Origin of the sequence: Streptomyces sp. NPDC058375 (assembly GCF_042723425.1) — a bacterium.
In the GTDB taxonomy this organism is placed as follows: Bacteria; Actinomycetota; Actinomycetes; order Streptomycetales; family Streptomycetaceae; genus Streptomyces; species Streptomyces durocortorensis.
Map to the genome: position 1 here is coordinate 11990 of NZ_JBHXJG010000028.1, position 25875 is coordinate 37864.

Sequence of the window (25875 nt, forward strand, 5' to 3'; positions counted from 1 at the left end):
GACCTGGGAGACGCCTCGGATCCGTCGCCGGCCCCGGGCCGTACCCCGGTTTCCGCAGCGGGACCGGGGCCGGACCTCGTGGCGGACCGGCCCGATGGGCCGCCGCCTCCGGGCCGTTCCCCGGCCCCGGCAGCGGATCCGGGCCCGATCGCGGCCCCCGCTCCGGATACCGGCCCGGCCCCGGACCCCCGGCCTGCCCCGGCCGACAGTCCGGGACCGGCCCGGGCCCCCGGCTCGGGGGCGGCCGCGCCGTCGGCCACGGCAAGGGCCTCCGTCCAGCCCACGCCCCCCGCCCCCGCCCCCCGCCCGGGGGCCCCCCCCCCCCCCCCCCCGGCCGCGGCCCCGGAGGGGGCGCCCCCCCCCCCCCCGCCCCCCCGCACCGCCCCCCCCCCCCCCCCCCCCCCCCCCCCCGGCACCCGGCCCTGTGCCCCCGCCCCCCGGCCCCGTGCCGGATCCCCGTATGTCGACCCCGCCCCCGCCTCCCCCCGTAACGTCGCCACCCGCACCCCGGCCCGTATCGCCTCCGGCCTCCCCTCCCGCCGCGCCCCCCACCACCGTCTTCCCCGCCCCCTGGGAAGCGCCCGCCGGGCAGTCGGGGCCCCGGACGTTCGTCACGCCGCGCGTGCCGGAGCAGAGCGAGCCGGACGCGGGGCCCGTCGCGTCCGACCCCAGCGCCCTGCACGAACTGCCGCCGGACCCGGCGACCGCCGTCGACGCACGGCCCGCCGTCGGGCATCTCGGGGACCGGCCGCCCACCTATGACGCCGAGCCCTCCGCCCTGCCCTCCGCCACCTCGGAGAACCTGGACGGCCTTGTCCCCGACACCGTCCTGGACGGCGCGCGCTACGGGACGTACACCCTGCGCGCCGCCTCCGTGCGCGGCGACTCCGCCCGCTTTCGGGGCGAGCCCCGGCGCGACGGGCTGCTCACCGCCCGCTTCGGGGCCGCCGAGAGCGCCCTCGTCCTCGTCGCCGTCGCCGGGGGCAGGCGGGACGGCGAGGCGGCCCACCTCGCCGCGGCCGACGCCTGCCGCTGGATCGGTGGGGCCGTCGCCCGCAGCCACCTCCGGCTCTCCGAGGACATAAGAGCCGGCCGCCGGGGCGACCTGAAGTCAGGTCTGCACCGGCTCACCGACCGTACGTACGGCAAGCTGCGCGCCCGCGCCGCCGAACTCGGCGTCGAACCCGACGCGTACACCGCGAGCCTCCGGTGTCTCCTGCTGTCCGCCGACCCCGACTGCCGCACCCGGGTCTTCTTCGGCGTCGGCAGCGGCGGCCTCTTCCGCCTCCGCGACGGGCTCTGGCAGGATCTGGAGCCCTTCATCCCGGAGGGCGGCCCGGCCGCGCGGCCCGGCGACGAGCCGGAGGCGGGACCGGACGGGGACCGGCTGACCATGGACCTCCAGATCACCGGGCCGGCGTCCCCGAACGCCGAAGGGCCCCCGCAGTCGCCGGCTCAGCCCTTCCGGTTCCGGGCCTCCGTGGCGCGGCCCGGCGACACGCTCATGCTGTGCAGCAACGGACTCGCCGAGCCCATGCGCGGCGAACCGGCCCTCCCCGGCGAACTCGCCGAGCGCTGGGGGAGCGGAGGGCCGCCCGGCCTGCCCGCCTTCCTCGCCGACACCCAGCTCCGCATCAAGGGGTACGCCGACGACCGCACCTGCGCCGCCGTCTGGGAGGCGTAACCGCGCGCCCCGTGGGTTGATGGACTCCGGAGTCCGGCGAACGGCGTTTCGGGCTCCGGAGTCCGGACAACCGAAGTGCACGGAGCACGGGCAAGGAAAGGGCGCGCACCCATGGCCAAGCAGAACGTGGCGGAGCAGTTCGTCGACATCCTCGCCAGGGCGGGCGTCAAACGTCTGTACGGCGTCGTCGGCGACAGCCTGAACCCCGTCGTGGACGCCATCCGGCGTAACTCGGCCATCGACTGGATCCACGTCCGCCACGAGGAGACCGCCGCCTTCGCGGCCGGAGCCGAAGCGCAGGTCACCGGCTCGCTCGCGGCCTGCGCCGGCTCCTGCGGGCCGGGCAATCTGCATCTGATCAACGGCCTGTACGACGCGCATCGCTCCATGGCCCCGGTGCTGGCCCTCGCCTCGCACATCCCCTCCAGCGAGATCGGCCTCGGCTACTTCCAGGAGACCCATCCGGAGCTGCTGTTCCAGGAGTGCAGCCACTACAACGAGATGATCTCCAACCCGGAGCAGATGCCGAGGCTGCTCCAGACGGCGATCCAGCACGCCATCGGCCGCGGCGGCGTCAGCGTCGTCACCATGCCGGGCGACATCGCCTCCAAGCCCGCCCCCGAGAAGTCCATCGAGCATGCCCTCGTCACCGCGCGGCCTACCGTACGGCCCGGCGACGAGGAGATCGACAAGCTCTGCCGCATGGTGGACGAGGCCAAACGGGTGACGCTGTTCTGCGGCAGCGGCACGGCCGGGGCGCACGCCGAGGTCATGCAGTTCGCGGAGAAGGTCAAGTCCCCGGTCGGGCACGCGCTGCGCGGCAAGGAGTGGATCCAGTACGACAATCCGTACGACGTCGGCATGAGCGGGCTGCTCGGTTACGGGGCCGCGTACGAGGCGACGCACGAGTGCGACCTCCTCATCCTGCTCGGCACGGACTTCCCGTACAACGCCTTCCTCCCGGACGACGTGAAGATCGTCCAGGTCGATGTGCGTCCCGAGCACCTGGGACGCCGCTCCAAGCTCGACCTCGCGGTCTGGGGCGATGTGCGCGAGACCCTGCGCTGCCTCATCCCCCGGGTGCAGCCCAAGTCCGACCGCAAGTTCCTCGACCGGATGCTGAAGAAGCACGCGAACGCCCTGGAGGGCGTGGTCAAGGCCTACACCCGCAAGGTCGAGAAGCACGTCCCGATCCACCCCGAGTACGTCGCCTCCGTGCTGGACGAGATGGCCGACGAGGACGCCGTGTTCACCGTCGACACCGGCATGAACAACGTGTGGGCCGCCCGCTATCTGACGCCCAACGGCAAGCGCCGGGTGATCGGTTCGTTCAGCCACGGCTCGATGGCCAACGCCCTGCCGCAGGCGATCGGCGCCCAGTTCACCGACCTGAACCGGCAGGTCGTCGCGATGTCCGGCGACGGCGGATTCTCCATGCTGATGGGCGACTTCCTCACCCTGGTCCAGTACGACCTGCCGGTGAAGGTCGTCCTGTTCAACAACTCCTCGCTCGGCATGGTCGAGTTGGAGATGCTGGTGGCCGGGCTGCCGTCGTACGGGACCACCAACAAGAACCCCGATTTCGCCGCCATCGCCCGCGCGGCCGGCGCCTACGGCGTACGCGTGGAGAAGCCCAAGCAGTTGCAGGGCGCGCTCAAGGACGCGTTCAAGCACAAGGGCCCCGCGCTCGTCGACGTGGTCACCGACCCGAACGCGCTCTCCATCCCGCCGAAGATCAGCGCCGACATGGTCACCGGCTTCGCGCTCTCCGCCAGCAAGATCGTGCTGGACGGCGGAGTGGGCCGGATGCTCCAGATGGCCCGCTCCAACCTCCGTAACGTGCCGCGTCCTTAAGCCCTTCAGGCGGGTGTCAGGCGCACCGTCAGGATCTGGAACGGCCGCAGGTCGAGGACCAGCCCGTCCTCGTCGGTCTCCGCCGGGTGCAGCGGCCGCTCCAGCAGATCGGTGATCCGGGCCTCCGCGACCGGGGACGACACCGTCAGTCGGGTCCGCGCCCGGCCGCCCGCCGACTCGTAGAGCCGTACGATCACGTCCCCGCTGCGGTCCTCGGCGAGCTTGACCGACTCGACCGTCACCGCCGGGTGCCCTGTCGACACGAGTGCGGGCACCACCGGGGCCACCGCCGCCCGCAGCGGGAGGTTCAGCGCCAGGCCCTCCCGTACGGCGTCCGTCACCCCCGCGCCCGGCGCGAGCGCGTAGCGGAAGCGGTGCACGCCCAGGTCGGTGTGCGGGTCGGGGCTGTGCGGGGCGCGCAGCAGCGTGAGCCGGACCGTGGTGCCGAGGCCGTCCGGGTGCGGGGTGCGGGTCACATCGTGGCCGTACGTCGAGTCGTTGAGCAGCGCGATGCCGTAGTCGGGCTCGGCGACCCGCAGCCAGCGGTGGGCGCAGATCTCGAAACGGGCCGCGTCCCAGGACGTGTTGTCGTGGGTCGCCCGGTGGACATGGCCGAACTGGATCTCGGCGGTGGACCGTTCGGCGTGGACGTCGAGCGGGAAGGCCGCCTTGAGGACCTTCTCCGACTCCTGCCAGTCCACCTCGGTGTCGACGTCGAGCTGCCGGCCCCCCGCCGCGAGCCGCAGCTCCTGCACGACGGTCGACTTCCCGAACGAACGCACCACCCGCACGGCCGCCCGGAGCGGCCCGTCCTCCACCAGCGACACGGAATCGGCGGCGGTGAGATCGGTGCGGGTGCGGCGGTAGTGCCGGTCGATGTCCCAGGCGTCCCAGTGGTTGGGGTGGTCCGGGTGCAGCTGGAGGAGGTTGGCGCGGGTGCCGGGGATCAGCACCTCGCGCCCGGCGAGCAGATCGCGGACCGACGGGACCAGCCCGTCGCCGTCCACCACGACCCGCACCAGCCCGTTGTCCAGGACGATGGCACCTGAATCCGAGGCTTCCGCCGTCACCGCGTGCTCCGGGACCGAGGCCCCGTCGAGCAGGCCCGCCCCGAGCCCCGGACTCCGCGCCAGCACCGCGGCCCGGCCCTCGCCGAGCTCCTGGACGTGCGCCCCGGACGGCAGCACCCCGGCCGCCTCCGTGTCCAGCTCGACCACCTGGACCCGGTCGTACGGCGAGGAGTTGAGCGCCACCATGCCCTCGGCCGCGCCCAGCGAGGCCACCGCCTCGGCCACCAGGTCCGCGAGCTCGGCGCGCACCTCCTCATAGGTGTCGCGGGCCTCGCGGTGCACCCAGGCGATCGACGAACCGGGCAGGATGTCGTGGAACTGGTGCAGCAGCACCGTCTTCCACACCCGGTCCAGGCGCTCGTACGGATAGCGGTGGGCGGGGGAGCGCAGCGCGGCTGCCGTTGCCCACAACTCGGCCTCCCGCAAAAGGTGTTCGCTGCGGCGGTTGCCCTGCTTGGTCTTCGCCTGCGTGGTGTACGTGGCCCGGTGCAGCTCCAGATACAGCTCGCCCGACCAGACGGGCGCCCGCTCCCCGTACTCCTCCTCGGCCGCCGCGAAGAACGCCGAGGGCTTCTCGACCGTCACGCGCGGCGAGCCCTCCAGGTCCCGCAGTCGGCGGGCCCGCTCCAGCATCTCGCGAGTCGGTCCGCCCCCGCCGTCGCCCCAGCCGAACGGCACCAGCGAACGCGTCGCCCGGCCCTTGTCGGCGAAGTTCTCCTCCGCGTGCGCCAGTTCGCGGGCATGAAGCTGGGCGTTGTACGTGTCGACCGGCGGGAAGTGCGTGAAGACCCGGGTGCCGTCGATGCCCTCCCACCAGAAGGTGTGGTGCGGCATCTTGTTGTGCTGGTTCCACGACAGCTTCTGGGTGAGGAACCACCGCACCCCGGCCAGCCGGGCCAGTTGGGGGAAGGCGGCGGTGTAGCCGAAGGAGTCCGGCAGCCAGATCTCCTCCGTCTCGACGCCCAGCTCCTCCTCGAAGAACCGTTTGCCGTGCACGAGTTGGCGGGCCAGCGCCTCACCGCCCGGCATGTTGGCGTCCGACTCCACCCACATCGAGCCGACCGGCGACCACTGCCCGGCCGCCACCGCCTCCTTGATCCGCTCCCAGACGTGCGGCTGGTGCTCCTTCACCCAGGCGTACTGCTGGGCCTGCGAACAGGCGAAGACCAGCTCCGGGTAGTCCTGCGCGAGGGCGGTGACATTGGCGAACGTACGCGACGCCTTGCGGACGGTCTCGCGCAGCGGCCACAGCCACGCCGAGTCGATGTGCGCGTGCCCGGCCGCCGAGATCCGGTGCGCGCTCGCGGATGCGGGCCGCGCCAGCACCTCGGCCAGCGCCGCCCGGCCCGCCGCCGCGGTGCCGGAGACGTCGTGCAGATCCAGCGCGTCGAGCATCGACTCCAGCGCCCGGAGGATCTCGTGCCGCCGTGACCGGTCGGCGGGCAGCTCGTGCATCAGCTCGGAGAGCACCTCGATGTCGAGGACCAGATGCCAGACCTCCTCGTCGAGGACCGCGAGGTCGGCGCAGGCGAAGCGGTACAGCGGCCGGTCGCCGGCGGTCAGCACATCGCCGAGGGGGGTCGGCTCGAAACCGTGCTCCAGGACCGCCGGATTGGCCGCCGCCTCCAGCAGCAGATCCACCGGCTCCCCGCCTGCCGCCGGGTGCGCGAGCGGCAGATGCCGATTGCGGGGATGCACACCCTTCAGGGGGACGCCCAGATGGTCGTACAGCATGCCTTCCGCCTGGAACCCCGGCCCCTGGCCGGTGAACCCCGGATCGACGACCACCTCCACCCGGCGCCCCGACCAATCGTCGGGCACCGCGCCCCGGAGCCGGAACCAGCTGGTGGACCAGGGCTTCCCCCACTCCGTACCGGCCGCGAACGGCTCGAAGTCCGCCCCGAGGGCCTCCGACACCGGTACCGGCTCGCCCGGAACGTGCCACACGGTCAGGGCGAGCGGGGTGCGGGCGGCGTACTGGGCCGGGCGGACGAACTGGTGGAGGGCCCTCTCCAGGCGGCCCTCCACCAGGGTGCGGTCGTCGTGCATCACAGCTCCTCGGGAAGGTGCGGGGCTCAGGTTCCTTCCCCGGGAGCGTGCGGAACACCCCTCGGAAGCGGGGTTCAGCAGTCGTGGTCGACCAGGTCGAAGGAGGCGTAGTGGTCGGCGGTGTAGTAGTCCTCCTCCGTCTGCTCGCCGGTGACCATCCGGCGGGCGCCGCGGGTGTCCGAGCCGGGCGTGATGACCGTGTACTCGTGGTAGTAGCCGGTGGACCGGTCGGGGAGCAGGCCCTCCCGGTTCTGGAAGACGGTGCCGTCCTGCTCGTACGGGAACGGCCCGCCCTGCTCGATCAGATCCAGGGTGTCGTGCGCCTGGGGCGGCAGGGCGGAGTAGCAGATGCTGCCCACGGCCGCCGCCCGGAACGCGGTCGCGGAGTAGGCGGTGGTGGAGGTCGTCGCCGGGGTGGCGGCCTGGGCCGTGACCGGTCCCGAGGCGAGCAGGAGGGACAGGAGGGCGGCCGAGCCGCCGAGCCGGGTGATGCGTGGGGGGATGCGCATGCCATCATGATGACGCGCGTAGAAGCCGAGTCGTCAACGTCAACTCAGCGGTGTTCGCGGGACGTTGACCGGAGCTGCGCCTATGTGGTGATGGCGTGCGCGGGTGGGATGTTCCGTGCGCCCCTCACCGCTTCCGACCGTTCACTTCTTGACGGGCCCATAAGCGTGACCGTGTGCGTACAGGGGCATGCATCCCGTGAGGCTGTTCGACGGACAGCCGAATCGAAGGAGGTCGGTTCACTGTGCGGGCGGGGGAAATGGCGAAGCGTCAGAAGAGGACCGTGGTCGTCGAGGGGCGCGGCCCCCGGGGCCGGAGACCGGGTGAGGCGCCGCAGCCGGCCCGGATGCGCCGAAGAGTCGGGCACGCCGAGCGGTCGGCGGTGGGGGAAGTCCGCCGGGAGCTGCGGGAGTTCCTCCGACACCGCTCCGGCCAGGAACAGACCGAGGCGGCGGAGCTGCTCGTGAGCGAGCTGGTGACCAACGCGCTCATCCACACCCGGCACGGGGCCGTGGTCACCGCCACGGCGACCTCCGCCCGACTGCGGGTGGAGGTTCAGGACTTCGCGTCCGAGGATCTGCCCGCGCCGTACGTACCGAACGCCGACGACGGTACGCACGGCAGGGGCCTGATCCTGGTCCGGAGCCTGGCCGACGCCTGGGGCGTGCAGGCACAGGCCCTGGGCAAGACCATCTGGTTCGAGCTGCACGGCGGAAGGGCCTGAGAAGCCCACCGCCGCGCGGCTCGATCAGCCGAACTGCTGCTCCAGATCCTTCAGTTTCTGTTCCAGCGAGTCGAGCCGCGGGAGTGTCTGGGTATCGTCCTCAGCGGTGAGGTCGACGGTCCGAGGGTCACTTCCCTGGTTCGGCGCGTCCAGGCTCTTCGGGCTCGAACCATCGGCTGTCTGCTTCGGGCCGACGGCTTGCAGGGATGGCCGGGGTCGCAGGGGCAGCTGACCCGGCTCCGCTATGGCGGGCTCCGCGACGGCCGGCGTCCCGCCTCCCGAGGCCGGGGCCAGGGCGGGCACATCGACCTGCTGCCCGCTCCGGCCGCGTCCCCAGACCCGGTTCTGCCGGTTCAGGGCCTTGATACGGGCCCGGTCCAGCTTGGCCTGGTCCCTGCGGCGCAGCCGGTCCTGCTCCTGCTCCTTCCGGTCCTCCCGGACCTCGTCCACCGCCTCGTCCAGGGTGCGGACGCCCTCCAGGAGCATCAGCGACCAGGCGCCGAAGGTCTCCCGGGGGGCCCGCAGCCAGCGGACGATCCGGATCTGCGGCAACGGACGGGGCACCAGGCCCTGTTCGCGCAGTGCCGCACGGCGGGTCTGCTTGAGCGCGCGGTCGAAGAGCACCGCGGCCGAGAGCGACATCCCCGCGAAGAAGTGCGGGGCGCCCGCGTGGTCCATGCCCCGGGGGGCGTGCACCCAGTTGAACCAGGCGGCGGCCCCGGCGAACGTCCACACCAGCAGCCGGGAGCCGAGTGCCGCGTCTCCGTGGCTCGCCTCCCGTACGGCCAGCACGGAACAGAACATCGCGGCCCCGTCCAGTCCGAACGGCACCAGATACTCCCAGCCGCCGCTGAGGCTCAGGTTCTGCCGGCCGAAGCCGACGAGCCCGTGGAAGGAGAGCGCGGCGGCGACCGCCGCGCAGCAGAACAGCAGGACGTAACTGGCGGTGGCGTACAGCGCTTCCTTGCGTCTGCGGCGTTCCTCGCTGCGTTCCCAGGAGTCGTCGGCCGCGGCCTTGCCGGCGGCACGCTTGCCGCGTGCGACCACCGTCACCGCCGCCATGACCCCCACGAGCAGTACGGCGCCCGGAAGCAGCCAGTCAAGCGATATGTCGGTCAGTCTCATGCGCGGTCCCTTGCGTCACGTAGGGCGTTTCGTGCGCCATCGTGACGGAATTCCCGTCCCGCTCCGGTGGTTTCGGGACAAGAGCACGCCATGGGGGTGGGAGAGGATATCGATGGGTGGAATCTTCTCGAACGACCGCCCGGTGAGCCGAGTTGCGTTCGATTCCACGTCATCCGGACGGGCGGTGTGGATGCCGCGCGGATCAGGAAGCGGTGGCGAGCTTCCGCACCCGGTCCGCGTCACAGGTACGCGGGCAGGTCACACAGGTGTCCTCGGGGCGCAGGGTGTAGAAGAGGCAGCAGCTCGCCCGGTCCCGGGTCGGCAGCGACTGCCCGTCTGGCCCGGTCAGCTCACGGAAGCCCGCGGTGCCGACGTACGGCTTCGTGGTGCCGGGGAGCAGCAGCTCCAGCTCGGCCATCGCCCGGCGCTCCTCGCCCAGCAGATGCGCGATGTACCAGAGGCCCTCGACGATCTCGTCCGTCGCCATCCCCCACAGGGCCCGCTTCCCGCGCCGCATGCGCGGCCCGAAGCCCTCCAGCACCGGACCGAGGTGCTCGGTCAGCGAGGCCAGGACCTCGGCCCGCAGCGCCGTCCCGTCCGGAACGACCCGGGCCCCGGGCAGGGTCGCCGCAGGGTCGTCCGGCAGGCAGGCGAATTCCCTCACCCGTACGGTCAGGTGTCCCAGCGCCCGCTGGAAGGCCACGTCCTCGACCGGGATCCGCGGCACCCGGCGCTGGAGGAACCACGGCACCGTCACCAGGAGGCAGGCGGGCCAGGCGTACCGGTGGAGGCCGAAGCTCGCCACCACGTCCGGGCGGGCCTGCCGGCCGTAGTCGCGCAGCACCTGGGCGTTGTCCCAGGCCAGGAAGGTGTCCACGGCGGGGCCGCCGGCCGCCAGCTCCGCGGCGCCGACCCAGCCCGCGCCGGACGGGGCGACGGCGTCACCGTCGAGCACGTCGGCCCGCAGACCGGGGAACACCTCGGTCAGGCGGGTGTACGCGGCGGTCACGGGGGACGTCGCGGCACCGGTGAACGGCGGGGAGAGGGTCATGCAGGGGACCACCGAATCGGGATCGTTTGCAGGTAAGGCTTACCTTACCCGACGTCATCGATGTTTGAACCGCGGCCTCCTCCCTCTATCGTGCACAGGAGGTCCGGCGCACGCGAGTCGGCCCGCAGCAGGCGGAGGAGGTCCGGTGGAGCAGGGCAGCGCGCGCGAGGGCGTACGTCCGGCGTACGCCCCCGGAGCGTTCCCGCACGCCCCGGCGGAGAGCCGGACTCCGGGGAACAGAGTGCCGCAGGACCGCGTGCCGGAGCAGGCCCGGGGCGAACACACCCACAGCGAGCCTCCCGCGCCGCGTGCCGTCCAGCGCCACTCCGTGCGCGGCCAGGTCCTGGACGCCCTGCGCTCCGCCCTCGTCGACGGCGAGCTGGTGCCCGGCCAGGTGTACTCCGCCCCCGCGCTCGGCGCCCGCTTCGGGGTCTCCGCGACGCCGGTGCGCGAGGCCATGCAGCGGCTGGCCGTCGAGGGCGCCGTCGAGGTCGTGCCGAACCGCGGCTTCCGGGTCAGCGAACGCGGCCCCCGCGAGCTGGCCGAGCTGGCCGAGGTACGGGCCCTGATCGAGGTCCCGGTGATGCTGCGCCTGGCGCGTACGGTCCCGGCGCACCGCTGGAGCGTCCTGCGCCCGCTGGCGGACGCCACCGTCGCGGCGGCCGCCGTGGGGGACCGGGCCGCCTACGCCGATTCGGACCGGGCCTTCCACCGGGCGGTCCTCACGCTGTCGGGCAACGAGCAGCTCGTGACCGTCGCCGACGAACTCCACCGGCGCTCCCAGTGGCCGCTGGTCGCGGGCCCCGCCACCCGCCGGGCCGAGCTGCTGGCCGACGCCGCCGAGCACACCGCCCTGCTCGACGCCCTCATCGCCCAGGACCTCACCGTCGTGCAGGCCCTGGTCCGCGAACACTTCACCGGCGCCGACGGCTGACCGGCGGCGGCCTCGCGGCCCCGCCGCCGGCCCGCCCGCACGCCTCCGCTCAGCTCGCCTCGGCGGTGCGCGGGGCCGGGGGGCCCAGATACGGGGCCAGCCAGGTGGGCACGCCGCCCAGCAGCCGGAACAGCCGGCCGGCCTCGGCGCGCAGCCGGGTCGCCTCCGGTTCGTCCTCCGCCCCGGCGAGGGAGATCAGCGCCGGGGCCGTACCGACCAGGAACCCCAGCTCCTCCCGGATCCGCAGCGACTCCGCGAAGCCGTGCCGGGCCTCGGCCAGCTCCCCCTCGCGCAGCGCGAGCGCGGCCAGATGGCGCCAGGTGGAGGACAGGAGCAGCTCGTCGCCCAGCGTCGCCGCACCGGCGTGCGCCCGGCGGAAGGCGGCACGCGCCGCCTGCGGCGACTCCGCGATGTTCTGGGCGATCAGCCCCCGGCGGAAGTCCAGCAGCGGCCGGGCGGGTGACGCGGGGGCCAGCAGGGCCGCCGACCGGCTCAACGCCACGCTCGCCTCGTCGGCCCGGTCCCGCACCGCCAGGAGGGTCGAGGCGTACGCCAGATGGCCCCGCTCGGAGGCGGCCGAGCCCCGCTCGTCGTCGCTGCGGGCGATGGCCTCCGCCGTGCGCAGGGCGTCCTCGGCCTCGGTCCAGCCCTGTCCGGTGTACAGGCACCGCTCGGTCAGCAGCGCGGTGCGCTGGAGCGCGGCGGCCGGATCGGTGCTCGTGTGGTGCTCCAGCAGGGCGGCCGCGTCCGTCCAGCAAGCGCGTGACCGCAGCCGCCATACCGCGGTCTGGAGCGGAGGATCGTCATCTGCTGTCGTTCCGGAACCAGACATGGCGGTATGCGCCACATTGCCCTCCCCGAGCGCGCCATTGTGCTGTTGAGTGCTTGAGTGATGCCGCATCTCAGCATGGATCGGCACTCCGGGCCAAGGGGTCCGGGCAATGTCAGGTGAAAGATTTCACAATCGGTCGGAGCGCGACGGGGCCCGGCGGACCCCGTGCGCGGCCGGAAGATCAGCTCATGCGCAGGGCGAGGAAGAAGTCGAGCTTGTCCTCCAGGCGCGAAAGGTCACGCCCCGTCAACTGCTCGATGCGCCCGACGCGATAGCGCAGTGTGTTGACGTGGAGGTGCAGCCGGGCCGCGCAGCGGGTCCAGGACCCGTCGCAGTCCAGGAAGGCCTCCAGCGTCTCGATCAGCTCCGCCCGGTGGCGCCGGTCGTAGTCGCGCAGCGGGTCCAGCAGCCGTGCGGTGAAGGCGCGCCGGACGTCGTCCGGGACGAACGGCAGCAGCAGCACGTGCGAGGCCAGTTCGTGGTGACCGGCCGCGCAGACCCGGCCCGGGCGGGCCGCGGCCACCCGGCGGGCGTGCCGGGCCTCCTCCAGCGCGCCGCGCAGTCCTTCGGCGGAATGCACGGCCGCGCTGACACCCAGTGTCAGCCTGCCGTCCTCGGCCAGTCCCGCCGAGAGCGGTTCGCGCACCGAGGCGAGCAGCGCGTCGGCGTGCAGCCCGGGCTCCCCGTCGAGGGCGTCGGCGTCCTCGCCGCCGGCCGCGTCGACCTCCGTACCCTCGCCGGGCTCGGTGGGCGCGGTGACGATCGCGGGCAGCGGCACCAGGGCGATGGCCTCGTCGCCCGTGTGGGCGACGGCGATCCGGTCGGCGGAGTCGGGGCCGCTGACCGCCGGGTCGACCAGGATCTCCTCCAGCAGCGCCTGGGCCACCGGACCGCTCGCGATCTCGCCCGCGGCGGCGGCCTGGCCGGGGTCGGTCCAGTCGACCCGGGCCACCACGACCTGCCACTGCGGGGCCACGCCGAGGCCGGGCAGCAGGACCGGTGCGGCGACCCGCAGCCTGGCCGCGATCTCGGCGGGGGCGGCGCCCGCCTGGACCAGCTCCAGCACCTCCTGGGCGAGCCTGCGGCGTACCGTACGGGCCGCGTCGCGGCGGTCGCGTTCGACCGCGATCAGCTGGGTGACGCCCTGGAGCAGGTCGAGCCGGGCCGCGGGCCAGTCCGAGGCGTCCGCCTCGACCGCCAGCAGCCAGTCGGACAGCACCGACTCCCGTACGTCGCGGGCGGCCGGCGCCGCGCCCCGGCCGGTGTTCCGGATCGGGAAGAGCGAATACGTCGTACCGGCGACCGCCGCACGGTGCGGACCCCGGCGGCCGGTCCGGGTCGCGGCCAGGTGGTGCCCGGCCAGCGCCGCGCCCAGCGGCCCGGGCAGCGGAGCGCCCGCCCCGGCGATCTGGCGGCCGGTGGGGGAGAGGACCCAGGCCCGCAGGTCCAGGTCGGAGGTGAGGAGGTCCAGGACCACCTCGGGGCCGCCGCCCGCCGGGCCCGAGGTCATCAGCCGCCGGTGCCGGTCCACCACGGCCGCCAGATCGCCCGCCCGCTCGCCGGAGACCTGACGTACGACGTACTCGGTGATCGTCGCGAACGCAACGGTCTCGTGCACGGCGAAAAGAGGGAGGCGGTGGTGCAGGCACGCCTCGACCAGATCGGACGGGATGTCGCCGAGCTCCGCCTCGCCGGCCGCGAGACCGGCCACCCCGGCGCCCGCCAGGATCCGGACGAACGGCTCGGAGTCCGCCGCGTCCCGGCGCCAGGCCAGGCCCGTGAGCACCAGTTCGCCGCCGGAGAGGTAGCGGCTCGGGTCGCGCAGGTCGGTCGTCATGACGCCCCGGACCGTGCGGTCCAGCTCGTCCTCGCCGCCGAGCAGCCGCAGGCCCAGCGCGTCGGTCTCCAGCAGTGCGCGCAGCCGCATCTCGTCGCCGCCGATCTTTTCGTGGAAGGAGCAGGTGAAGGTGGTGGAGGGGGAGGTGGTGAAGGAGGTCGTGGGGCGGGGGGTGAAGCAGGTCGTGGGGTGGGGGAGCGGAGGGGCGAACGGGTATCTGTGAATTACGGAGAGGTTACTGATCTCCGCCATTCGTTCGAATCTACAAGACGAGGACGGAGACCAGCCAACTCCTTCAGTGTTTCGGTGACTGCACCGGCCGGGGCTGGGCTTGTGTACTGGGCCACACACCACGTGAACACCATATGAACGAGCCAGTCGAGGCAGGCCGTCCCCGGCCCCGGCGAACGACCGATTGAGAAGAAGAGAGCCACTCATGGACTTCCTTCGCCCCGCCAGCTGGGAGGAGGCGCTCGCCGCCAAGGCCGAGCACCCCACGGCTGTGCCCATCGCGGGCGGCACCGATGTGATGGTCGAGATCAACTTCGACCACCGGCGGCCCGAGTACCTCCTGGACCTGAACCGCATCGGTGAGCTGTCCGAGTGGGAGGTGGGCCAGGAGAAGGTGCGGCTCGGCGCCTCCGTGCCGTACAGCAGCATCATGGACCACCTGCGGGCCGAGCTGCCCGGCCTGGCGCTCGCCTCGCACACCGTCGCCTCCCCGCAGATCCGCAACCGCGGCGGCGTCGGCGGCAACCTCGGCACCGCCTCGCCGGCCGGCGACGCGCACCCGGCCCTGCTCGCGGCCGACTGCGAGGTCGAGGCCGAATCCGTACGCGGAACGCGGCTGATTCCTATCGACGCTTTCTACACAGGCGTCAAGCGCAACGCCCTGGAGCCGGACGAGCTGATCCGCGCGGTGCACATCAAGAAGGCCGACGGACCGCAGCAGTACTCCAAGGTCGGCACGCGCAACGCCATGGTCATCGCCGTCTGCGCGTTCGGTATCGCGCTGCACCCCGAGACCCGCACCGTGCGCACCGGCATCGGTTCCGCCGCCCCGACCCCGGTCCGGGCCAAGGAGGCGGAGGACTTCCTGAACGCCGCGCTCGACGAGGGCGGCTTCTGGGACAACGGAAAGATCATCACTCCCGCGATCGCCAAGCAGTTCGCCGCCCTCGCGTCCGGCGCCTGCAACCCGATCGACGACGTGCGCGGCACGGCGAAGTACCGCAGGCACGCGGTCGGCATCATGGCCCGCCGCACACTCGGCTGGACCTGGGAGCAGTACCGCGGCGCGGGCCGCACGCTGGAAGGAGCTGCGTAACCATGCGAGTCAATTTCACGGTCAACGGCCGTCCGCAGGAAGCCGACGACGTGTGGGAGGGCGAGTCCCTCCTGTACGTCCTGCGTGAGCGCATGGGCCTGCCCGGCTCCAAGAACGCCTGCGAGCAGGGCGAGTGCGGTTCCTGCACGGTCCGCCTGGACGGCGTCCCGGTCTGTTCCTGCCTGGTCGCCGCCGGCCAGGTCGAGGGCCGCGAGGTCGTCACCGTCGAGGGCCTGGCCGACTACTCCAAGCACCGCGAGGACGCCCACCCCGGCAGCGGCTGCGCCTCCGGCGCGTGCGGCACCTCCCTGGACTCCGCCAAGCGCTGGCAGGCCCGGCCCACCGACGGCCAGACCGGCGAGGCCGTCGAACTGTCCCCGATCCAGCAGGCGTTCATCGACGCCGGAGCCGTCCAGTGCGGCTTCTGCACCCCCGGCCTGCTGGTCGCCGCCGACGAACTGCTGGAGAACAGCCCCTCCCCGTCCGACCAGGACATCCGCGAGGCCCTCTCCGGCAACCTGTGCCGCTGCACCGGTTACGAGAAGATCCTCGACGCGGTCCGCCTCGCGGCCGCCCGTCAGGAAGAGGCGGTCCAGTCATGACGACGCGCCCCGAAGCCACCAAGCGCCCCGCGGCCACGATGCCGAAGGCCCAGAGCGTACCGTCCGGCACGCCCACCAAGATCACCCAGGGTTCGCCCACCAAGGGCGGCATCGGCGAGTCCACGCTCCGCCCCGACGGCACCCTCAAGGTCACCGGCGAGTTCGCGTACTCCTCCGACATGTGGCACGAGGACATGCTGTGGGGCCAGACGCTGCGCTCCACCGTCGCGCACGCCGAGATCGTCTCCATCGACACCTCCGAGGCGCTCGCCACCTCCGGCGTCTACGCGGTGCTGACCTACGACGACCTGCCCGCGGAAATGAAGAACTACGGCCTGGAGATCCAGGACACGCCGGTTCTCGCCAACGGCAAGGTCCGCCACCACGGTGAGCCGGTCGCCATCGTGGCCGCCGACCACCCGGAGACCGCGCGCCGCGCCGCCGCCAAGATCAAGATCGAGTACCGCGAGCTGCCGCTCATCACCGACGAGGCATCCGCGATCGCTCCGGACGCCGTGCTCGTGCACGAGGGCCGCGACGACCACCACATCGGCCACGTCCCGCACCCCAACATCGTGCACCGCCAGCCGATCATCCGCGGCGACGCCGAGGCGGCCGCCGAGCGCGCCGACGTCATCGTCAAGGGCGAGTACACCTTCGGCATGCAGGACCAGGCCTTCCTCGGCCCCGAGTCCGGCCTCGCCGTGCCCTCCGAGGACGGCGGCGTCGAGCTGTACGTCGCCACCCAGTGGCTGCACTCGGACCTCGGCCAGATCGCCCCCGTCCTCGGCCTCCCCGAGGACAAGGTCCGCATGACGCTCTCCGGCGTCGGCGGGGCCTTCGGCGGCCGCGAGGACATCTCGATGCAGATCCACGCCTGCCTGCTGGCGCTCCGCACCGGCAAGCCCGTCAAGATCGTCTACAACCGGTTCGAGTCGTTCTTCGGCCACGTCCACCGGCACCCGGCGAAGCTGTACTACGAGCACGGCGCCACCAAGGACGGCAAGCTCACGCACATGAAGTGCAAGATCGTCCTGGACGGCGGGGCCTACGCCTCCGCCTCCCCGGCGGTCGTCGGCAACGCCTCCTCGCTCTCGGTCGGCCCGTACAAGATCGAGGACGTCGACATCGAGGCGATCGCCCTCTACACCAACAACCCGCCCTGCGGCGCGATGCGCGGCTTCGGCGCGGTCCAGGCGTGCTTCGCCTACGAGGCGCAGATGGACAAGCTGGCCGCGAAGCTGGACATGGACCCGGTGGAGTTCCGGCAGCTCAACGCCATGGAGCAGGGCACCCTGCTGCCCACCGGACAGGCCTGCGACTCCCCGGCCCCGGTCGCCGAGCTGCTGCGCCGGGTCAAGGCCCGGCCGCTGCCGCCCGAGCAGGAGTGGCTGACGGCCGGCAGCGAAGGCACCTCCGTCGACGTGCGTGCCCTGCCCGGCGGGCTCTCCAACACCACCCACGGCGAAGGCGTCGTCCGCGGCGTCGGCTACGCGGTCGGCCTGAAGAACGTCGGCTTCTCCGAGGGCTTCGACGACTACTCCACCGCCCGGGTGCGGATGGAGGTCATCAACGGCGAGCCGGTCGCGACCGTGCACACCGCGATGGCCGAGGTCGGCCAGGGCGGCGTCACCGTCCACGCCCAGATCGCCCGTACCGAACTCGGCGTCAACCAGGTCACCATCCACCCCGCCGACACCCGCGTCGGCTCGGCCGGATCCACCTCCGCCTCCCGCCAGACGTACGTCACCGGCGGCGCGGTCAAGAACTCCTGCGAAGCCGTACGCGAGAAGGTCCTGGAGCTGGGCCGCACCAAGTTCGGCACCTACCACCCGGCCTGGGCCACCGCCGAACTGCTCCTGGAGGGCGGCAAGGTCGTCACCGACGGCGGCGAGGTGCTCGCCGACGTGGCCGACGTGCTGGAGGACGAGGCGATCGACATCGAGCTGGAGTGGCGCCACCGGCCCACCGAGGCGTTCGATCTCCGTACCGGACAGGGCAACGGCCACGTCCAGTACTCCTTCGCCGCGCACCGGGCGGTCGTCGAGGTCGACACCGAGCTCGGCCTGGTCAAGGTCATCGAACTGGCCTGCGCCCAGGACGTCGGCAAGGCGCTCAACCCGCTCTCCGTCCTCGGCCAGATCCAGGGCGGCACGCTCCAGGGCATGGGCGTCGCGGTGATGGAGGAGATCATCGTCGACCCGAAGACCGCGAAGGTGCGCAACCCCTCCTTCACGGACTACCTGCTCCCCACGATCCTCGACACGCCGACCATCCCGGTCGACGTGCTCGAACTCGCCGACGAGCACGCCCCGTACGGGCTGCGCGGCATCGGCGAGGCCCCCACCCTGTCGTCCACCCCGGCCGTCCTCGCGGCGATCCGGAACGCGACGGGCCTTGAACTCAACAGGACACCGGTGCGGCCCGAACACCTCACCAGCACCTGAGAGCCTGCCGGGTGACCTCCCACCGGACGTCACCCGGCACGCTCCGAGCGGTCCCCCCCCGAACTCTCCGGGCGGTGTGCTGAGCCGAGAACGTCACACTTTTCCGCACCCCGCACCGCCCGGAGGCCCAAGTACCGCACCGCTCGCGGTTCTTCACCGCCGTGCCCGTCAGCACGGCAGCGCCTCACGGATCATCCGTGCCGCCGGCACATCCGTTCTGCTTCAACAGTTCGTCCCGGCCGTCCCCGGGTCGTGCAGCCGACGCAGTCATCCCAAATCCCGCAATCAGCAATCTCCAAGCGGGTGCCCCTGTGAACCTTGGGAGTCAGGCATCATGACCCAGCAGTCAGTGGAACCGAAGACCAGCCCGGAAGGTGCGGGCCCCGGCTCGCGCGTCCCCGCCGGAAGATCATGGCTCGACCGGTACTTCCACATATCCGAACGAGGATCCACGGTCGCGCGCGAACTGCGCGGCGGCGTCACGACCTTCATGGCCATGGCGTACATCCTCCTGCTGAACCCGATCATCCTCGGCGGGGAGGACGTCAACGGCAACGTTCTCGGCCAGCCCGGCCTGATCACCGCCACCGCCTTCGCGGCGGCGGCAACGACCCTGCTGATGGGCTTCGTCGGCAAGGTGCCCCTGGCCCTCGCCGCCGGGCTCAGCGTCTCCGGTGTGCTCGCCTCGCAGGTCGCGCCCAACATGACCTGGCCGCAGGCCATGGGCATGTGTGTGATCTACGGTGTGGTGATCTGTCTCCTGGTGGTCACCGGCCTCCGCGAGATGATCATGAACGCGATCCCGCTCGCGCTCAAGCACGGCATCACCATGGGCATCGGGCTCTTCATCGCCCTCATCGGCCTCTTCAAGGCCGGCTTCGTCCACCAGGGCGTGGCGACCCCGGTCTCGCTGGGCCCGGCCGGTGAACTGGCCGGCTGGCCCGTCCTGATCTTCTGCGTGACCCTGCTGCTCATCTTCATGCTCCAGGCGCGCAACATCCCCGGCGCGATCCTGATCGGCATCGCCGTCGGCACCGTGTTCGCCGTCGTGCTCAACGCGATCGTCGACATCGACGCCAAGTCGTGGAGCCCCAGCGGTCCGCCGGAGCTGGACGGCAGCGCGGTCTCCATGCCCGACTTCTCGCTCTTCGGGAACGTCGAGTTCGGCGGCTGGGGCGATGTCGGCGTCATCACGGTCGGCATGATCGTCTTCACCCTGGTGCTCGCTGGCTTCTTCGACGCGATGGCCACCATCATCGGCGTCGGCACCGAGGCCAAGCTCGCCGACGAGAAGGGCCGCATGCCGGGCCTGTCCAAGGCGCTCTTCGTCGACGGCGCCGGTGGCGTCATCGGCGGTGTCGCCTCGGGCTCCGGTCAGACGGTCTTCGTCGAATCGGCCACCGGCGTCGGGGAAGGAGCCCGGACCGGGCTTGCTTCCGCCGTCACCGGCCTGTTCTTCGCCGCCTGCCTCTTCTTCACCCCGCTCACCGCGATCGTGCCGACCGAGGTGGCCTCCGCCGCCCTCGTCGTCATCGGCGCGATGATGATGCAGAACGCCCGGCACGTGGACTGGAGCGACCGTTCCGTCGCCATTCCGGTCTTCCTGACCGTGGTCCTCATGCCCTTCACGTACACCATCACCACCGGTGTCGCCGCGGGTGTCATCGCCTACAGCGCCATCAAGCTCGCCCAGGGCCGGGCCCGCGAGGTCGGGGCCTTCATGTGGGGACTGACGGTGATCTTCATCGTCTTCTTCGCCCTCAACCCGATCGAGAGCTGGCTGGGCGTCCACTGACGCCCCGGCCCCCTTCACCCTTGAGGAGACAACGCCATGCTGGACATCGCCGAAGAGCTGCACCGGTGGGTCTCGCAGGGACGCGAGTTCGCCGTCGCCACCGTGGTGGCGGTCGGCGGCAGCGCGCCCCGGCAGCCCGGCGCGGCCCTCGCCGTCGACCGCGACGGCACGGCCATCGGTTCGGTCTCCGGCGGATGCGTGGAGGGGGCGGTCTACGAGCTGTGCCAACAGGCCCTGGAGGACGGCCGGCCCGTCCGTGAGCGATTCGGCTACAGCGACGAGGACGCCTTCGCGGTCGGTCTGACCTGCGGCGGCATCATCGACATCCTGGTGACACCGGTACGGGCGGAGGATCCCGCCCGACCGGTGTTCGCCGCGGCGCTCGCGGCCGCCGCGGAGGGGACGGCGGCGGCGCTGGCACGGGTCACGGACGGGCCCGAGGAACTGCTCGGCCTGCCGCTCCTGGTCCGCCCCGACGGAAGTTACGAGGGCGGGCTCGGCGGCCACCCGGCGCTCGACCGGACCGCCGCCGCCGAGGCCCGGGCCCTGCTGGACGCGGGCCGCACCGGACCGCTCGCCATCGGCGCGGAGGGCTCCCGCTGCGGCCGGCCCATCGAGCTGCTGGTCGAGTCCAGCGTGCCGCCGCCCCGCATGATCGTGTTCGGCGCGATCGACTTCGCCGCCGCCCTCGTCCGGGCCGGGAAGTTCCTCGGCTACCGGGTCACCGTCTGCGACGCCCGCCCGGTCTTCGCCACCGCGGCCCGCTTCCCCGAGGCCGACGAGATCGTCGTCGACTGGCCCCACCGCTACCTCGCCGGGACGGAGACCGACGCCCGCACCGCACTCTGCGTCCTCACCCACGACGCCAAGTTCGATGTACCCCTCCTTGAGGCCGCGCTGCGTCTTCCGGTCGCCTACATCGGGGCGATGGGCTCGCGCCGCACCCACCTGGAGCGCAACGACCGGCTGCGCGAGGTCGGCGTCACCGAACGCGAACTCGCCCGGTTGCGCTCCCCGATCGGCCTGGACCTCGGAGCCCGTACGCCGGAAGAAACGGCCCTGTCCATCGCGGCCGAGATCGTCGCGGTCCGGCGCGGCGGCAGCGGCGTACCGCTGACCGGGGCCCACACCCCGATCCACCACGACAGCAGCGGACAGCCCCTCGCCTCGGTGGCCTGAAACGCCCGTCAACCCCCGTCCACCTCGGCGGGTTACCGCCACGGCGGTTTCCCGCCCGCCCGGAACGCAGCGGACACGCCGGGTCAGCCGGTAGATCAGCTGCATGACTTCTTCCCCCTCCTCCGTTCCCGGCCGGGCGAGATCCGCTCGCCCAGGACGCAGACCCCTGCTCCTGGCGACCTCGGCGGCCCTCCTGGGCGGCATGCTGGTCCCCTTCGCCGGTGCGGGCACCGCCGGCGCCGCCCCCGCGCCGGGTGCCGACGCCCCAGGTTCCGCCCCGCGCACCGACAGCCACACCGTCACCCTCGTCACCGGCGACGTGGTGCGGTACGTGGACGGCCCCGGCGGCCAGGACACCGTCACCGTGGACCGCCCCGACGGCGCGAGCGGCGGCGTCCGGATCCAGCAGGCGGGCGAGGACGTGTACGTCCTGCCCGACGAGGCCACCCCGCTGATCGCGGCGGGCACTCTGGACCGGCGGCTGTTCAACGTCTCGGCCCTGGTCCGGATGGGGTACGACGACGAGGGCACCGGTGCCATCCCGGTCATCGCCACCTATCCGCCCGCCCGCGCCAAGGCCCTGCCCGCCGCCCCGCGCGGCGCGAAGAAGGTCCGCACCCTCGCCTCCATCCACGGCGCCGCGCTCAGCGCCGACAAGGACGGGGCGCGCACGTTCTGGGACGCCATCACCCGTACGCCCAGCGCCCGTTCGCTCGACAGCGGGATCGCCAAGCTCTGGCTGGACGGCCGCTCCGAGGCGCTGCTCGCCGAGTCGGTGCCTCAGGTGAACGCCCCCGAGGCGTGGGCCGCCGGCTTCGACGGCAAGGGCGCCAAGGTCGCCGTCCTGGACACCGGCATCGACGCCGACCACCCGGACGTCAAGGACCGCCTCGTCGGATCCCGCAGCTTCGTCCCGGGCGAGGAGGTCGACGACAAGAACGGCCACGGCACGCACGTCGCCTCCACCATCGCCGGATCCGGAGCGGCCTCCGACGGCGCGAACAAGGGTGTCGCCCCGGCGGCCGACCTGCTCGTCGGCAAGGTCCTCAGCGACGAGGGCTCCGGCGCGGACTCCGGGATCATCGAGGCCATGGAGTGGGCGAAGGCCGAAGGGGCCGACATCGTCTCCATGAGCCTCGGCTCCCCGGTGCCCGACGACGGCACCGACCCGATGTCCCAGGCGGTGAACTCCCTCTCGGCGGACGGCGGTCCGCTCTTCGTCATCGCGGCGGGCAACGCGTACGGGGCGGGCACGATCGGCTCGCCGGGCTCGGCGGAGCAGGCGCTCACCGTCGCCGCCGTCGACAAGCAGGACGCCCGCGCCGACTTCTCCTCCATGGGCCCGCTGGTCCGCTCGCACGGACTGAAGCCCGACCTGTCGGCACCCGGCGTCGACATCAACGCCGCCGCCTCGCAGTCCGTCCCCGGCACCGAGGGCATGTACCGGTCGATGTCCGGTACGTCGATGGCCACGCCCCATGTCGCGGGCGCGGCCGCCATCCTGAAGCAGCGTCACTCGGACTGGAGCGGTCAGCGCATCAAGGACGCGCTGATGACCTCGTCCAAGAAGCTCGACGCGTACACCCCTTACGAGCAGGGCACGGGCCGCCTCGATGTGAAGGCGGCGATCGACACCACGATCGAGGCCACCGGCTCGGTCGAGGTCGCCTCCTACGCCTGGCCGCACAGCCCGTCCGACGAGGTCGCCGAGCGTACGATCACCTACCGCAACACGGGTGCCACGGACGCCGTGTTGAACCTCGCCCCCGACACGGACGAAGCGGCCTACACGCTCTCCACCGAGACGCTGACCGTCCCGGCGGGCGGCACCGCCGAAGCGGTCCTGTCCCTGGACCCGGCGAAGGTCGCCAACGACACGACCTTCTCGGGCCAGGTCGTCGCGACCGACGCGGCGGGCACGACGGTCGCGCACACCGGCTTCGCGCTCACCAAGGAGAAGGAGCTGCACGATCTGACGCTGAAGCTCCGCGACCGGTCGGGCAAGCCGATGGACGGCCTGGTCGTCCTCGCCGAGCTGGGCGACCCGCAGCTCGGCCTCGTCCAGATCAGCGGCGGCGAGACCACGCTGCGCCTGCCGCCCGGCAACTACTCCGCCTGGGCCTCCGTGGACGTGGACGGCGACCGCCCCGACTCCAAGGCCGTCGCGTTCCTCGCGGCCCCCGAGACGCTCCTGACCGGCTCCACCACGGTCACCCTCGACGCCTCCAAGGCCCGCAAGGTCAGCGTGCGCACCCCGAAGGAGACCGAGACCCGCCAGCTCCGCTACGACATGGCGCGTACCGCGCCGGACGGCACCGTCCAGCGTGACGCGTACCAAATACCGCTCACCCACGACCAGTTGTGGGCGAGCCCCACGAAGAAGGTCAAGGAGGGTGACTTCAGCTTCCTGACCCGCTGGCGGCAGGGAGAGGAGCTGATCGACGTCGAGGCCGACGGCCGTGACGTACCCGTCTTCGCCCAGGGCGGCGCGGCGATCGCCGAGGACAGCAGGCAGAAGCTGAACGCGGTGTACGCGGGCCAGGGCGCACCGGCGGACTTCAAGGGGCTGAACGCGCGCGGCAAGGCCGTCGTGATCACCCGTAGCGCCGACGTCACCCCCGCCGAACGTCTCGCGGCGGCGCTGGCCGCCGGGGCCGAGGCCCTGTTCGTCGTCAACGACGAGCGCGGCGTGGCGATGGAGAGCTACACCCCGTGGGGCGAGCAGACCACGATCCCCGTCGCCTCGGTCCAGAAGTCCGCGGGCCAGGACCTGATCCGCGCCGCACAACGCGGCAAGAAGATCGAGGTCGACCAGAAGAAGTTCGCGGACCACCTCTACGACCTGGTGGACCGCCACGACGGCAGGATCCCGGACCGCTCGCTGGCCTTCGCGCCCTCGACCCGGCAGCTGGCGGAGGTGGAGAACACCTTCTACGGCCACAAGAAGACGCTCGGCGGCGGCTACCGCTACGACATCCCCGACTACGGCCCCGGCCTCGGCTTCGAGGAGTACGAGCAGTTCCCCGACGTCCGCACCGAATGGGTCAACCCGCTGCCGGGCGACTCGTTCTGGTACGAGAACCACTCGGTCCTCAATGCCGACGAGTCCGACCGGGCGCACGAGATGCGCAGCGCGGAGCTGGACTACCGGGCGGGCAAGGACTACCGCGCCGAGTGGTTCGCCCCGGTGACCCGCCCCCGTCTCGGCACCGGCTACTGGGGCCCGTTCCGCACGGTCAACAACGACCTCCAGTTCAACATCACCCCGTGGACGGACGCGGGCGCGGGCCACTCCGGCTCGATGCCCGAGAACGAGTACGACACCACCTCGTACGCCTTCTACCGGGGCGACACGGAGCTGAAGAAGGGCGCGGGCCGGGCCGGTTACATCGGCGACCTCTCCGCCGATGAGCAGTCCTACCGCCTGGTCATCGACTCGCAGCGCGACGCGAAGACCTGGAAGACGTCGACCCGTACGCACTCCGAGTGGGGCTTCGTCTCCGGCGCGCTGGAGGAGGGCGGCCCCTACCAGGCCGACATTCCGCTGCTCCAGCTGGACTACGCCGTCGACACCGACCTGGCCGGCGACGTCCGGGCCGGCCGCACGACGGAGATCGGCCTCACCTCCGGCACCCAGGAATGGCTGCCGGGCGCCGTGAAGGCGAACAAGGCGTCGCTGTCGGTCAGTTACGACGACGGCAAGCACTGGACGAAGGTGGACCTCCGGAAGAAGAAGACCGGTGAGTGGGCCGCGAAGTTCCGCACCCCGTCGAAGGGCGCGGCATCGGTCTCGCTCAAGGCGCACGCGGAGGGCCCCGGCGGGCTAGTCGTCGACCAGGAGATCATCCGGGCGTTCGGCCTGAAGTGACCCCCTGAAACCTGGTCCCGCGCATCCGGGGGAGTGCGGGACCAGGTCGGTCAGCCCCCGGCCGGAAGGGCTGCGGGACCAGGCGGGTCAGCCCCCGGCCGGAAGGGTTGCGGGCGCCCGTCCGAACCGGGCCAGCAGATGCCAGACCCGCTTCAGATCCTGCGCCTCGTGCAGACCGGCCCGTACCGCGTCGCCGATGATCCGCGCGTCCAGCCACCCGTCGACCGCCAGCGCCGAACCGAGGGTCACGAACTCCGGCCCCCGGTAGCCCGGACGGAGTCGCAGTTCCTCCACGGGGAGCCGGAACCCCGGATGCCACTCGACGGGGCACGGCAGCCGGTGGGCCGCCGCCTCCACCTCCGTACCCCGGAACACCGGATCCAGGACCAACGCCTCCACGTCCCCGTCGAGCCGGACCGGCGCGTGGATCTGCGCCTCCACGTAGTCGTCCAACGCGTCACGGTCATCCGCCGCGGCCAGCTCGACGAGCCCCGACATGCGGGCCGTGACCCCGAAGCGCACGGGATCCGCTGCGCTGTCCGGATAGCAGAACGTGGCCGCGGCGAGGACGCCCGCCGCCAGCCTGAAGTGCGCGGACCCGAACCGGGGCGCGGCCCCGAACGGACTTTGCCGGACGTCCAGCGCCCCGTAGACGGGCCGCTCGCCCGCCCCGGCCCCGTCGTACGCGCCGCCGAAGATCCGGCTCTCCCAGCGCCACCGGTCACCGCCGGGGTGCGCGGTGAGCCCGCCGTTACTGGTCCCGGTCACGAACTGGGAGACGTACAGACCGTCCTCGCGCAACCGCTCCAGGATCGGCCGCCCCGCCACCGTACGGTCGGGGTGGAAGTTCAGGGTGATGCGCGGCCCGGTCTCCAGCGGGAGCCCCGAGGACCGCGACGCGACATGCGCCAGCGCCCGCCTGCGGACGGCGGAGAACGGAGGATCGGTGGTCATCGCGCCAGTGTGCCCGGACGGTGTCCGGGGGTGCAC

17 protein-coding genes are annotated in these 25875 nt (G+C 72.3%); 10 read left to right on the forward strand and 7 right to left on the reverse strand.

All coding sequences use genetic code 11. From position 1 onward, the window contains the following. The first annotated feature begins 166 nt into the window (after positions 1-166). Entirely contained in the window at positions 167-1684 is a 1518-nt protein-coding gene (locus tag ACFWM7_RS07440) for a protein phosphatase 2C domain-containing protein (protein WP_383256266.1), read from the forward strand. A gap of 111 nt (positions 1685-1795) precedes the next feature. Continuing rightward, on the forward strand, positions 1796-3538 hold the full coding sequence (locus tag ACFWM7_RS07445; RefSeq protein WP_383256217.1) for a pyruvate dehydrogenase: 1743 nt from the start codon (positions 1796-1798) through the stop codon (positions 3536-3538). Positions 3539-3543: 5 nt separating this feature from the next. Here ACFWM7_RS07445 and ACFWM7_RS07450 read toward each other — a convergent pair whose 3' ends face one another. Both ACFWM7_RS07450 and ACFWM7_RS07455 read right to left on the reverse strand, forming a co-directional pair. Beyond that, positions 3544-6657 carry an alpha-mannosidase gene (locus ACFWM7_RS07450; RefSeq protein ID WP_383256220.1) on the reverse strand — a complete coding sequence of 1038 codons (3114 nt, stop codon included), beginning with the start codon at positions 6655-6657 and terminating at the stop codon, positions 3544-3546. A gap of 74 nt (positions 6658-6731) precedes the next feature. After that, entirely contained in the window at positions 6732-7166 is a 435-nt protein-coding gene (locus ACFWM7_RS07455; protein WP_383256222.1) for a ribonuclease domain-containing protein, read from the reverse strand. A gap of 257 nt (positions 7167-7423) precedes the next feature. Here ACFWM7_RS07455 and ACFWM7_RS07460 point away from each other — a divergent pair, with 257 nt between their 5' ends. Then, positions 7424-7888: an ATP-binding protein gene (locus tag ACFWM7_RS07460; protein ID WP_383256224.1), complete on the forward strand. Its 465-nt coding sequence runs from the start codon at positions 7424-7426 to the stop codon at positions 7886-7888. Positions 7889-7912: 24 nt separating this feature from the next. Here ACFWM7_RS07460 and ACFWM7_RS07465 read toward each other — a convergent pair whose 3' ends face one another. Together ACFWM7_RS07465 and ACFWM7_RS07470 are read right to left on the reverse strand one after the other, a co-directional pair. Beyond that, positions 7913-9013, reverse strand: a complete 1101-nt coding sequence (locus ACFWM7_RS07465) for a DUF2637 domain-containing protein (RefSeq protein WP_383256226.1) — start codon at positions 9011-9013, stop codon at positions 7913-7915. A gap of 202 nt (positions 9014-9215) precedes the next feature. Then, positions 9216-10064, reverse strand: a complete 849-nt coding sequence (locus ACFWM7_RS07470; RefSeq protein ID WP_383256228.1) for a (2Fe-2S)-binding protein — start codon at positions 10062-10064, stop codon at positions 9216-9218. Positions 10065-10209: 145 nt separating this feature from the next. Between ACFWM7_RS07470 and ACFWM7_RS07475 the strand changes: the two genes are divergently transcribed. After that, the gene (locus ACFWM7_RS07475) at positions 10210-10998 is read left to right on the forward strand and encodes a GntR family transcriptional regulator (RefSeq protein WP_383256231.1); all 789 of its coding nucleotides are present in this window, start codon (positions 10210-10212) and stop codon (positions 10996-10998) included. Positions 10999-11047: 49 nt separating this feature from the next. Here ACFWM7_RS07475 and ACFWM7_RS07480 read toward each other — a convergent pair whose 3' ends face one another. Next, positions 11048-11830: a hypothetical protein gene (locus tag ACFWM7_RS07480; protein WP_383256233.1), complete on the reverse strand. Its 783-nt coding sequence runs from the start codon at positions 11828-11830 to the stop codon at positions 11048-11050. Positions 11831-12011: 181 nt separating this feature from the next. Then, a complete protein-coding gene (locus tag ACFWM7_RS07485; protein WP_383256267.1) occupies positions 12012-13757 on the reverse strand; it encodes a PucR family transcriptional regulator in 1746 nt (581 codons plus the stop codon). 346 nt (positions 13758-14103) lie between these two features. On the opposite strand from ACFWM7_RS07485, the gene ACFWM7_RS07490 reads away from it, so the two are divergent. The 6 genes from ACFWM7_RS07490 (at position 14104) to ACFWM7_RS07515 (ending at position 24885) form a co-directional block, all read left to right on the forward strand. Next, the gene (locus tag ACFWM7_RS07490; protein ID WP_383256235.1) at positions 14104-14994 is read left to right on the forward strand and encodes an FAD binding domain-containing protein; all 891 of its coding nucleotides are present in this window, start codon (positions 14104-14106) and stop codon (positions 14992-14994) included. Positions 14995-14996: 2 nt separating this feature from the next. After that, positions 14997-15596: a (2Fe-2S)-binding protein gene (locus ACFWM7_RS07495; protein WP_383256237.1), complete on the forward strand. Its 600-nt coding sequence runs from the start codon at positions 14997-14999 to the stop codon at positions 15594-15596. Then, positions 15593-18043 (forward strand): xanthine dehydrogenase family protein molybdopterin-binding subunit, encoded by a 2451-nt coding sequence (locus ACFWM7_RS07500; protein ID WP_383256239.1) that lies wholly within the window; start codon positions 15593-15595, stop codon positions 18041-18043. Before ACFWM7_RS07495 ends, ACFWM7_RS07500 begins: the two co-directional genes overlap by 4 nt. Positions 18044-18377: 334 nt before the next feature. Then, positions 18378-19838 (forward strand): NCS2 family permease, encoded by a 1461-nt coding sequence (locus tag ACFWM7_RS07505; protein ID WP_383256241.1) that lies wholly within the window; start codon positions 18378-18380, stop codon positions 19836-19838. 36 nt (positions 19839-19874) lie between these two features. After that, a complete protein-coding gene (locus ACFWM7_RS07510; RefSeq protein WP_383256243.1) occupies positions 19875-21017 on the forward strand; it encodes an XdhC family protein in 1143 nt (380 codons plus the stop codon). A 202-nt stretch (positions 21018-21219) separates the two neighbouring features. After that, positions 21220-24885, forward strand: coding sequence for a S8 family serine peptidase (locus ACFWM7_RS07515; RefSeq protein WP_383256269.1), 3666 nt, complete (start codon positions 21220-21222; stop codon positions 24883-24885). Between the two features lie 87 nt (positions 24886-24972). On the opposite strand, the gene ACFWM7_RS07520 is transcribed toward ACFWM7_RS07515, so the two are convergent. Further along, entirely contained in the window at positions 24973-25839 is an 867-nt protein-coding gene (locus ACFWM7_RS07520; protein ID WP_383256245.1) for a DUF3626 domain-containing protein, read from the reverse strand. Positions 25840-25875: the final 36 nt, after the last annotated feature.